This is a genomic window from Colwellia sp. E150_009, assembly GCF_053543955.1.
In genome coordinates this window covers 38,390-50,160 of sequence record NZ_JBHFOM010000019.1, presented here as the reverse complement: position 1 = coordinate 50,160, position 11,771 = coordinate 38,390, and the positions used below count along the sequence as shown (strand labels likewise).

Annotated in this window: 9 protein-coding genes; 6 read left to right on the top strand and 3 right to left on the bottom strand. The window is 38.3% G+C overall.

Annotated elements, in window-relative coordinates; genetic code table 11:
• The first annotated feature begins 68 nt into the window (after positions 1 to 68).
• The 4 genes from ACE1OF_RS10320 to ACE1OF_RS10305 all read left to right on the top strand — a co-directional run bounded on the left by ACE1OF_RS10320 (position 69) and on the right by ACE1OF_RS10305 (position 3,947).
• Positions 69 to 896 (top strand): AraC family transcriptional regulator, encoded by an 828-nt coding sequence (locus tag ACE1OF_RS10320; protein ID WP_448894284.1) that lies wholly within the window; start codon positions 69 to 71, stop codon positions 894 to 896.
• Between the two features lie 101 nt (positions 897 to 997).
• Positions 998 to 1,702 carry an AzlC family ABC transporter permease gene (locus ACE1OF_RS10315; RefSeq protein ID WP_448894282.1) on the top strand — a complete coding sequence of 235 codons (705 nt, stop codon included), beginning with the start codon at positions 998 to 1,000 and terminating at the stop codon, positions 1,700 to 1,702.
• Positions 1,702 to 2,013: an AzlD domain-containing protein gene (locus tag ACE1OF_RS10310; protein ID WP_448894314.1), complete on the top strand. Its 312-nt coding sequence runs from the start codon at positions 1,702 to 1,704 to the stop codon at positions 2,011 to 2,013. The genes ACE1OF_RS10315 and ACE1OF_RS10310 overlap by 1 nt, the downstream gene beginning before the upstream one ends.
• Positions 2,014 to 2,249: 236 nt before the next feature.
• Entirely contained in the window at positions 2,250 to 3,947 is a 1,698-nt protein-coding gene (locus ACE1OF_RS10305) for an L-lactate permease (protein ID WP_448894281.1), read from the top strand.
• A 38-nt stretch (positions 3,948 to 3,985) separates the two neighbouring features.
• On the opposite strand, the gene ACE1OF_RS10300 is transcribed toward ACE1OF_RS10305, so the two are convergent.
• From ACE1OF_RS10300 to ACE1OF_RS10290, 3 genes are read right to left on the bottom strand one after another with little or no spacing between them, the layout of a single operon-like run.
• Entirely contained in the window at positions 3,986 to 5,407 is a 1,422-nt protein-coding gene (locus ACE1OF_RS10300; RefSeq protein ID WP_448894280.1) for a TolC family protein, read from the bottom strand.
• Between the two features lies 1 nt (position 5,408).
• Entirely contained in the window at positions 5,409 to 8,570 is a 3,162-nt protein-coding gene (locus ACE1OF_RS10295) for an efflux RND transporter permease subunit (RefSeq protein ID WP_448894279.1), read from the bottom strand.
• A 9-nt stretch (positions 8,571 to 8,579) separates the two neighbouring features.
• Positions 8,580 to 9,785 carry an efflux RND transporter periplasmic adaptor subunit gene (locus ACE1OF_RS10290; protein WP_448894278.1) on the bottom strand — a complete coding sequence of 402 codons (1,206 nt, stop codon included), beginning with the start codon at positions 9,783 to 9,785 and terminating at the stop codon, positions 8,580 to 8,582.
• Between the two features lie 118 nt (positions 9,786 to 9,903).
• Between ACE1OF_RS10290 and ACE1OF_RS10285 the strand changes: the two genes are divergently transcribed.
• Together ACE1OF_RS10285 and ACE1OF_RS10280 are read left to right on the top strand one after the other, a co-directional pair.
• Entirely contained in the window at positions 9,904 to 10,854 is a 951-nt protein-coding gene (locus tag ACE1OF_RS10285) for a LysR family transcriptional regulator (RefSeq protein WP_448894277.1), read from the top strand.
• Between the two features lie 116 nt (positions 10,855 to 10,970).
• The gene (locus tag ACE1OF_RS10280) at positions 10,971 to 11,768 is read left to right on the top strand and encodes a hypothetical protein (protein ID WP_448894276.1); all 798 of its coding nucleotides are present in this window, start codon (positions 10,971 to 10,973) and stop codon (positions 11,766 to 11,768) included.
• Positions 11,769 to 11,771 lie beyond the last annotated feature (3 nt).

Here is an 11,771-nt window from a genome sequence, read left to right as displayed (position 1 = left end):
TCAATTTTGTACAAACATTACTTGCACAGTTAGGTTACATTAGTATCAAATAAACAATGGGTTTTGGTATGTCTGCTACAAAAGAGCAAGCTAAATATAAAATACATCAAGAGCTTGGTGGTATTGAAATGGTTGAAGCTAATTTTCATCGCCATAACTTTTCAAAACATAGCCATGAAACCTACACTATCAATATTATTGAATCGGGCTGTCAGCGCTTTCTTAGCGCAGGACAAAACTTTGTTGCGCCTGAATACAGTATTATTTTTGTTAATGCTGATGAAGTCCATACCGGTGAATCAGGCACTCAAAATGGTTGGTCATATCGTGGTATTTCCCCTACAGAGCAGCAATTTCATCAATTAGCTAGCGATATTGGTTTAGCGCAAGGCTTTGCGCCATTTTTTCCTAATGCGGTTGTTGAAGACAAACAAATGGCGGGAGAGTTAAAGGTTTTATTTAATACACTTTCTTTTTCTAGCAATAGTTTATTAAGTGAAACAATGCTTTACGGTGTTTTAACCCGTTTGATGCTTAAACACGGTAAAAGTAATCAGGTGATTAAACAGCAACAAAACTCGAACCAAAAGCTGGCGTGGGTTCGTCAATATATTCATGAACATTTGGCTGAAAATATCTCGCTAGAACACTTGGCTAACATCAGTGGTTTCACGCCTTTTTATCTTGTGCGTCAATTTCAAAAAAATTACGGGTTACCACCGCATGCTTACCAAATTCAACATCGCTTACAACACAGCAAAACGCTATTAAAACAAGGTAAGAAGGTTGTACATGTTGCCACTCAAGTAGGTTTTTATGATCAGAGTCACTTTCATCGACACTTCAAAAAAGCCAATGGCATAACCCCAAGTAAATATGCCAATCAGGTATTTTAGTCAATATCATACAAGTATCGTGTATATTTCAATGTCAAACTGTTAGAAAAACCAACAACAGGCTCACTATGTATTTTAATAGAAAACAAGCGGTGTTAAAAATGATCCAAAAAGGTGTATTGGCTATGTTGCCATTAAACCTTGCTGTTTTGCCATGGGGCATATTATGTGGTTCTTTATCCATTCAACGTGGCTTTACCGTTTTAGAAGCTTTGTTAATGCCTATATTAGTTTTTGCTGGCGCCGTACAGCTAGTAGTGATTGAATTAATCAATGACAATACGCCGTTAGCTACTATTTTATTTACAGCCTTGATCATCAGTTCGCGACATTTTTTGTATGGTTTAGCCCTTAGAGATAAGTTGAAAAAACTCCCCTTTAAATGGCGCGGCAGTTTAGGTTTTTTACTCACCGATGAACTTTTCGCCTTGTCTGGAAATAAAAAAGCCTATCAAGGCAAGCTGCAACTCATTTATGCAATAAGTGCTGGGGGGAGCTTTTATTTGTGTTGGTTGTTATGGAATATTATTGGTATTGTTGCAGGTAGCTATTTACCAGATTTAACGAGTATAGGGCTAGATTTCGCCATTGCCGTAACATTTATCGCACTAGTCATTCCATCAATCACAAATTTAGCGATGTTAGTGACAGTAATTGTTGCTGGCCTGTTATCTGTGTTATTTAAACTATTTAACTGGGAGTTAGGTTTAGTTATTGCTTCACTTATCGCCATGTATTGTGGCTACTTTACAGCGAATAGGCAATCTGCCACAAAGAGAATAAACAACAAAAAGGAAAGCGTATGATTTTGCTAACCATAGTGTTACTAGCCTGTATCACATTTGCCAGTCGGTATTTGTTTTTACACCCAAAATTACCTATACGTATGGGGGCTAAAACCACGCATTTTTTAAGTTTTAGTGCGCCTGCTGTTTTAACCGCCATTTGGGTTCCTATTGTTTTTATACAAGAGAATAGTTTAAATATCAGTATCACTAATCCTTATTTGCTCGCAGCAACAGTAGCAATTATTACCGCCTATAAAAGTCATAGTGTCTATTTAACTTTAGGTACTAGCCTTGCTGTTTTTGTATTTCTCAGAATGGTGCCAATATAAAAGCACAAAATTTGATACGGAATAAAGAGGGTCAGATACTTTTTTCTTTAAAGTATACCTGACCCTAAGTATTTCCTATCGATAACTTTAATTCCTTACCATGTGTTTTTTTCCTCTCGAACCAAATCTAAGTGTAAACACGTAGATCAACTACGTGTATTCCCTGATATTTTCTTCGCTGATAATTTACTACACTTTAACAAGAACAAGCTTGATGGTTAAAAGAGTTAATTATTATGTCAATTACAATGCAAGCATTACTTGCTTTCACCCCAATAGCCTTATCGGCATTACTCCTTGTCGGCTTACATTGGCCTGCGCGCCGAGCGATGCCTGTTGTTTATTTGGCCACTGCGGCTATTGCCTTTTTTGCATGGGAAATGAGCTTTAATCGCATCATGGCTAGTTCAATTCAAGGCCTATTAGTTACGGTATCCGTTTTATGGATAATCTTTGGCGCTATTATGTTATTAAATACATTGCAGCATTCAGGCGCTATTACACGCATTAGAGCAGGTTTTACCGATATAAGCCCAGACCGTAGAGTACAAGCTATCATTATTGCTTGGCTTTTTGGCTGCTTTATTGAAGGAGCGTCAGGGTTTGGTACGCCAGCAGCGATTGCTGCGCCATTACTTGTAGCTATCGGATTTCCCGCTCTTGCTGCTGTGATGATTGGTATGATGATTCAATCAACACCAGTATCTTTTGGTGCCGTCGGAACGCCTATTATTATTGGTGTGAACAGTGGTTTAGATAAAGAAAACTTAAGCCAACAGTTAGTTGCTCAAGGTAGCAGTTGGGAACAATTTTTACAGTTAATTACTTCAGAAGTAGCTATCGGTCATGCCATTGTAGGTACGTTAATGCCATTATTTATGGTTGTGATGATGACACGTTTTTTTGGCCAAAATAAGAGTTGGAAAGAAGGTTTGAGTATTGCACCATTTGCACTTTTTGCAGGGCTGGCTTTTACTATACCTTACGCATTAACAGGCGTGTTTTTGGGCGCAGAATTTCCATCACTTATTGGGGCTCTAGTTGGTTTGATTATTGTTGTGCCTGCAGCGAAAGCTGGCTTTTTAATGCCCAAAAAAGTGTGGGATTTTGCACCTAGAGCGCAATGGCCAAATTACTGGTTAGGTAGTTTAACATTTGAAAAAGCTGACACAAACGCTATACATAATATGTCTTTGTTTAGAGCTTGGTTGCCGTATTTATTAGTCGCCATTATTTTAGTGCTTAGCCGTGTTTCGAGTGACTTTAAAGATCTGTTAAAAAGTATTTCTTTTGGTGTTAGTAATATTTTAGGTGAAATTGGTATCAGTGCCAGTGTTCAACCACTCTACCTACCCGGTGGTATTTTGTTAGCAGTTGTATTCATGACACTGTTTTTACACAATATGAAAGTAAAACAGGTTGCAAGTGCAGCCAAGCAAGCAAGTCGCACCTTAGTAGGAGCAGGATTTGTTTTAGTTTTCACTATTCCTATGGTAAGAATTTTAATTAATTCAGGGGTTAATAGTGCAGAACTTGCGGCCATGCCTGTTGCTATGGCAAGTTTTGTTTCACAAACCTTTGGTGATCTGTACCCATTATTTGCGCCAAGCGTAGGTGCGTTAGGTGCCTTTATTGCTGGCTCTAATACGGTTAGTAATATGATGTTAAGCCAATTTCAATATGAAGTAGCTAGTGCTTTATCTGTGTCGGGAGCGCTAATGGTTGCACTTCAAGCAATTGGTGCTGCTGCAGGTAATATGATTGCTATTCATAATGTGGTTGCAGCCTCTGCCACGGTTGGCTTATTAGGCCAAGAAGGAAGAACTTTGCGTCGAACTATTTTACCAACAATTTATTATGTATTTGCAGTTGGTGTTTTAGGATTGATTGCTATGTTTGTCTTAAATATCACAGATCCTTTGATGGCAATGTAATTACATTGCCGATAAAAGTCATAGTGCCTATGCAACCACTAAAAGATTGTTAACGCGTAACTCCAGCGGCCATTAAAGGCATGATATGTTTCAACTTTAGCGAGTAATGATGAAATAGACGAGTCAACGGCATTTTCTTGCGCGGTTAGTACGTCTTGTCTGGCATCTAACAATTCTAAGTAAGGAATTTGTCCTTCCTCGTACATGGCTTCTGCTTGTAAAAAGGCATTGTTGGCGTGAAAGTAACGTTCTTTAGCATAACCTTGTTGTGCGCTTTCTTTAATAAGTAGCTGTAAAGAAAGTTCGCTTTCGCTGATTGCACTTAATATCACTTGTTTATAGTCATTATACGCTGCATCACTTAACAATTGTTGAGCATCGCGTTGTGCCAACAATGCTGGGTAGCTAAGTAATGACCATTCAATTTGTGGCGCAACTTGCCATTGTTGCTGCGTATTCGATAAGTTATTATCCAAACTTAATACGCCAGCAAAACCACTTAAGCTGATATCAGGCAATAATGCTTTGCTCGCTGCAACACTTAATGAATAGGCTTGGCTAAAGTCATATAAAGCGCGGCTAATGTCAGGGCGTAATGCAATGGCATTGCTCGGTTCGCTTAAAGTAACATTTAACGGAATATTAATGAGATTTTGCTCATTTTCTACCTTAATATCATTAGCTAAACGGCCTGTTAATAAAGCGAGGGTCGAAATGTCACTATACAGTTGATATTCAATTTCAGGCAATATCGATTGCTGTTGGCTCAGTTGTGCACGGGTACGGTTAAGATCGAGTTCACTAGCACCACCTTCTTCAACACGCGCGGTTAATACCCCAATACTTTGCTGTAAAGCTTCAATTTGCTGGCTAATAATCGCTTGTTTCTGTATGTTGCCTTGGTAACTAACAAAACCAGAGACCACAGAAGACACCACTTCAATTTTTAATCGTCGTAATTGCTCAGCTTGACTCATTGTAGATGCGTCAGCCGCATCAACTAATGCTGAAATACGTCCAAACAAGTCAAGCTGCCAATTCATAGCAAGGTTTGCACTTGATTGACGTGTGATCGTTTTATCAAGGTTAGTGTTACTTGACGTTACTTCAAAACCTCCTTGGGGGAAGTATTGTGCTTTTTCTCCGCCAAGACGTGCAATGGCGCTTTCTAATTGCAGCTGGCTTGTTTTCAAATCGTAGTTCATTGCCAGTGCGTCATTCACGAGTTGATTAAGCTGATTTGAGTTAAATTGTTGCCACCAGTTTACTTCGTTCTGACCTATTAATGTTGATGAAATTTCAGTTTCATTAATAAAACTCTGTAGTTTTTGTTGATATTGATTTTCATTAATGCTGGCTGCACAGCCCGATAAAACAGTGCTTAACAACGCACCACTAATCAATAACTTCATTTTTTGAGAAAGCTTAATTTCTTTAGGTACTTTAAATGAGGTACCCATTTTATTTTATCTCCAAAGCGTTTTTCTTGTCAGAGTTTCTTTTGTTAGAAGTAATCAACATATAAAAGACAGGTGTAAATAATAAGCCAAACACTGTGACACCAATCATACCTGCAAATACAGCATTACCCATGGCATGTCGCATTTCTGCCCCCGCACCTGTTGCTAACACTAATGGTACAACGCCTGCGGTAAAGGCAATTGACGTCATTAAAATAGGGCGTAAACGCATACGACATGACTCAAGTATTGCTTCTAAGTGTGATAATCCTGTTTGATGACGGTCTTTCGCAAATTCCACCATTAATATTGCATTTTTAGAAGCTAAGGCTACTAACACAATGAGGGCTATTTGCGTGAAAATATTATTGTCTGATCCAACAAACCACACACCTAATAATGCTGAGAATATGGTCATTGGTACGATTAAAATTATAGCTAATGGTAAGCGTAAGCTTTCGTATTGGGCTGCAAGCACCATAAATACTAATAAAACAACTAACGGGAAGATATATACCATGGTATTGCCAGCAAGTACTTGCTGATAAGTTACTTCTGTCCATTCATACTCAATACCTGCAGGGAGTGTTTGGGCGAGTACTTTTTCAATGGCAACTTGGGCTTGATCTGAACTGAAACCAGGTGCAGGGCTACCGTTAAGCTCGGCACTTGGGTAACCGTTGTAATGCATAACGCGATCAGGACCAATAGCTGGCGTTACGGTTAATACTGAGCCTAAGGGCACCATATTTCCCGCGCGGTTACGAACTTTAAGATTAAGAATTTGTTCTGGCTCTAAACGATAATCGGCATCAGCTTGTGCATTGACTTGATAAGTACGTCCAAACATATTGAAATCATTCACATACATTGAGCCTAAGTAAATTTGCAAGGCGTCAAATACTTCATCTAACGGAATGCCTTGAATAAGTGCTTGCTCGCGGTCAATATCAATATCCATTTGTGGTACTTGAATACGGAAGCTTGAATACAGCCCCATTAATGCGGGATCTTTTTGCGCATTCGCAATCACCGCTTGCAGGCTATTAAATAATGCTTCAAAGCCTTTGTTGGCTCTATCTTCAATTTGCAGTTTAAAGCCGCCAGTGGTACCTAAACCCTGAATTGGTGGTGGTGGAAATACTGCGACAAATGCTTCATCAATCGCCGCAAAGCGTTGGTTTAATTGTGCAGCGATAGCCATTGCTGATTGGCTTGGATCAGTACGCTTGTCAAAACTTTCAAGTGGTGTAAAAACTATGCCGCTATTGGGGCTGTTAGTGAAACCGTTAACTGATAAGCCAGGGAAAGCAACTGTGTGGGCAACACCCGGTACTTCTAAGGCAATTTGTTGCATTTGTGACAGTACTTCTTGGGTACGATCAAGGCTTGCTGCGTCTGGCAGTTGGGCAATACCAACAAGATATTGTTTATCTTGTTGTGGAATAAAACCACCGGGTACGGCATTAAATAACTTAAAGGTACCGCCAAGCAAAGCAAGGTAAGCCACCATAACTACAACGGTCATGCGTATTAATTTTTGTACTAATTTTTCATACCTTTTAGCACCACGATTAAATACACGGTTGAATGGTTCAAATAACCAGCGGCCGAATAAAGTATTTAGCAAACGGGTAAAAGCATCGGGTTTTGCGTTATGAGGCTTCAATAATATCGCGGATAAAGCAGGTGATAAAGTAAGTGAGTTAAACGCTGAAATAACGGTTGAAATTGTGATGGTAAGCGCAAACTGTTTATAAAACTGACCAGATAAACCTGAAATAAATGCGGTAGGAATAAATACCGCACATAACACCAAAGCAATAGCAATAATTGGCCCTGTTACTTCACTCATGGCAACACGGGTTGCTTCAAGTGGTGATAAACCTCTTTCAATATTACGTTCTACATTTTCCACAACAACAATGGCGTCATCCACCACAATACCAATGGCGAGTACTAAACCAAATAGTGATAAGGTATTAATTGATACACCTAACCATTGCATTACTGCAAAGGTACCGATAAGTGAAATAGGTACTGCAATTAAAGGGATAATAGACGCGCGCCACGTTTGTAAAAATACAATTACTACAATAACCACGAGGGCAATTGCTTCTAATAACGTTGTGATTACGGCATCAATTGAACCACGAACAAATACGGTTGGATCGTATACAATATCGTATTCAACACCACTAGGAAAATCTTTAGACAAACGCGCCATGGTTTCACGTACTTGGTTTGATAATTCAATGGCATTAGAGCCCGGACGTTGAAAAACAGGCATAGCAAGGGCAGGTTGATTATCAAGCTCAGCACGTAAAGAGTACGTGTCTTGGCCTAAATCAACACGCGCCACATCTGATAAACGGGTTAATTGACCTTGCTCACCCACTTTAATAATAACCTGTTCAAATTCTTCAATACTATTTAAACGACCTTTAACGTTTAACAATATTTGAAATTGATTATCGTTAGATATCGGTTGAGCGCCTAAGCTACCTGCAGCAACTTGTTGGTTTTGCGAACGAAGCGCGGTTATAACATCGCCTGCTGTTAGTTTTCTAGCGGCTAATGCATCTGGGTTTAACCAAACACGCATTGAGTATTTACCACCACCAAATAAGCGTATATCACCTACACCAGGTAAACGTGCTATCTCATCTTTAATGTTTAAATCAGCATAATTAGACAAATAAACAGTATCATGAGTGTTTTTAGGTGAATATAAATGAACCACCATAGTTAAATCGGGAGATGATTTTTCTGCTACAACACCAAGACGTTGTACTTCTTCTGGTAAGCGTGGCAAAGCACTGTTTACACGGTTTTGTACTTGCACTTGTGCGCGATCTAAATCGGTACCTAAAGCAAAGGTTACTGTCAATGTCATACGACCGTCACTTGTTCCTTGAGAAAACATATATAACATGTTTTCGGTACCATTAATTTCTTGCTCAAGTGGCGTTGCTACTGTTTGTGCAATTACAGTAGGGTTGGCACCAGGGTAGTTAGCGGTTACTACTACGGTTGGTGGTACAACTTCTGGATATTCACTAACGGGTAGCTGAAATAATGAAATTCCACCACCAATCAAAATAATGAGTGACAATACCGCCGCAAAAATAGGGCGTTGTATAAAAAAATTTGAAAAATTCATGATTAGTTCTTAGTGTTTAGCAATCAGGTTAGTATCATCAGTTACGGATTCAGGTGTTAACTTAGGTTCAAGTAAGGTAAATGCGATATTGGTAGTATCAATAGTGACTGTTGTTGGGTTTATTGGCATGCCAGGGCCAACACGTGCTGGGCCGTTAACAGCTATTATATCGCCTTGCGTTAAACCCGCAGTAATGGCACGTAGTTTTCCATAGCGTTCACCTACCTCTACTAATTTGTATTCTAGGATGTTGTCTTCCCCAACGGTAAGCACAAAGCGGTTTTTTAAATCGGTGCCAATGGAGCGTTCAGGTATAAGAATTTTATTTGAAATAGCTGAAGCGGCCAATTTAATACGGGCAAAAGAACCTGCACGGAGTTGATTTTTTATCTGATTGTTATCTTCAAAAACAGCACGCACCCTTAGTGTACCTGTTGAAGCATTAATTTGATTGTCAATAAAGTTAATGTAACCATGATATGGAAAATCTTTTTGTCCAACATTTTGCATTATTACTTGTTGTTTGCTAGCCGCGGTCACGTTAGCAAAGGAACTATTCCAAGTACGTTCGTCAATATCAAAATAGGCATACATTTCATGATTAGATACGATAGAGGTCAAAATACTTTGTCCAGCTAAAACGTTATTTCCACGGGTGATATTTGCTCGTGAAATAACACCGTTGATAGGTGAGCGTATTGAAGTAAACTCTAAGTCAAGTTGAGCAGCCATTAGTTGGGCTTGCAATGCTGCAAGTTGTGCTTTTCGTTGCAGTAAGGTAGATGTGCGAGACTCGGCCTGTTCTGTTGAAATAGCTTTTCGTTCAGTTAGGCGTACAGCACGTTTTGCTTCACTTTGTGCTTGACTTAATAGTGCTTTAGCACTGAGCACTTGCGCTTCTAAACTGGCAACAATTGCAGCAAAAGGGCGGTTGTCAAGTTGAAACAATAAATCACCTTGCTTTACTTCATCACCTTCTTTAAACGATATGTGATCAATGACACCCGAAACACGGGGCATTAAAGCCACTTCTTCAGGTGATTCTAAACGGCTGGTATATACGTGCCAATTTTGAACTGGTTTAAATAACACTTCAGCTACATCAATGGGCTGTAATGGTCTTTGTTGTGTTGTATTTTGAGCTGAATCTTGTGTACAAGCGGTTATTGTCAGGCTCATTGAGACAATGGCGGCCAGAATAATTTTTTTATTCATCATAAACTCCTAAATATAATGTTGCGAATGATACGTAATAAGTTTTTGACAAAAAACAGTAGTTTTTTAAATTCATTAGTGCAAAAATGGCAACAATTTGAATTAAATAGAGTAAATAATGGATACAACAAGTCGGTTGTTAATGTTGTTAGATGTCATTGAACAAGGTTCATTTGCTAATGCCGCGGAAAATAGAAATGTTGATCGGTCTGTTATCTCTAAACAGATCAATCGATTGGAATCTGAGCTTGGTGTTAGATTATTAAACAGAACAACACGCTCTTTTTCTCTTACTGCAGTGGGTGCTGAAATGATCAAAAAAGCGCGTGAACTTCGTGCGCTATTGAATGACACCGTACGATTAGCTGAAAACTACCATCAAGAGCCGCGTGGTATATTGAAAATTGCTTCGACGAGTATTTTTGCGAAACAATATTTACAACCTGTAATAGATGAATTTCAAAAACGCTTTGAACAAGTTGAAGTTGAATTAAATTTAAATGATCGCTTGATAGATATTGTTTCAGAAGGATTTGATTTGGCTTTTCGCGTTGGTGAGCCGAAAGATTCTACATTAATTGCACGAAAGCTTAGCCGAAATCGTCTATGTATTTTAGCTTCACCTGAGTTTATTGCTACTTATGGTATGCCACAAACTATTGATGAGCTTGCTGCTTTGCCAGCGGGAAATTATGCAAGTAACGGGAAAAGAGTGACAAGTATTAAGTATATTAATGATAAAGGCGAGCTAGCAGAAAAAGCATTAAAAAGTGTTTTTAGGGCCAATGATGGAGAAATATTATTGTTAAAAGCACTTTCTGGTGCGGTATTTGTGATGCTACCAGCATTTATTCTTGCTGATGAAGTGAAAGATGGGCGTTTAATCCCCCTATTAACTGATATCGAGTTAATAGATTATAGTGCAATATACGCAATATACCCCCATAGAGATTTACCCGCAAGAACACGATTATTTTTTGATGCAGTTCGAGATTATATTGGTAGAACCACTCCTATTTGGGAAAAAAACATTCCAAATTTTGAACACATGTATCAAGCTAAACAATAATAAATGTTGAGTTAATTATACTGCTATTGAGTAGTGCTGATGCTTGTTGATTTAAGGAGAGTCCGTTGTGTTACACTACTTATTAACAGTAGCTTAATACAAAGCTGAATTGAGATATGTTTGATAAACGAGTTTCTAAATATTTAGTAAAAATAAATAAAGGTGAGGCGATTAACTTGGCTAAATTTTTATTAGTATTACCTGAAAGCATTCAAGATGAAGTACGCAATCATGCCACGGTGAAATGCCAAAAAGGTGGTTTATCAATAGTCAACATTCACAGTGATGAGCTTAAGGCGGAGTTAGCGCAATTAACTATTGAACCTAAATGTCGAATTGAGGCAACAACTCAAGGAAATTCACATAAAGTAACCACTTCAACTAGTTTTTTATTGGTATACCATGAAAAGTGTAGCTCAATTCACCCTGAAACAGTTATTATTAACAAAACAGGGGCACATTATCTATTTACGCCCAAAACGCATGTGCTTATTGTTGAAAATGCAGAGTTATTTTTTTCAAAAACGCAATTATTTGCGCAATTAAATCAAATTTTTGACTTGCAGCTTTCATTAAATAATACCGATTTACTCTATGGTTCAGGTAATCAAGTAAGTCATAAATTAAATGAAGCCTTTTTAAGTGAGTATCAGTCAATTTTATGTTTCTTTGATTATGATTTAGGTGGTTTGAAAATATTTTCAGCCTTGAAGAATATGCTAGGGGATAAAGTGAGCTTTTTAGAGCCAATATCAAATAATATAAAACCGCTTTTTGTTAAAAAGCCTACAAGTGAAAAGCAATATTTTGACGCACTAGCCAAGGCAAAAGCCTTAAACCTAATGACATTACATTCATTACTATTATCAGAAACTTCATTTATGGAGCAAGAAGCTATTTTAGCTTTTGAATAGGAA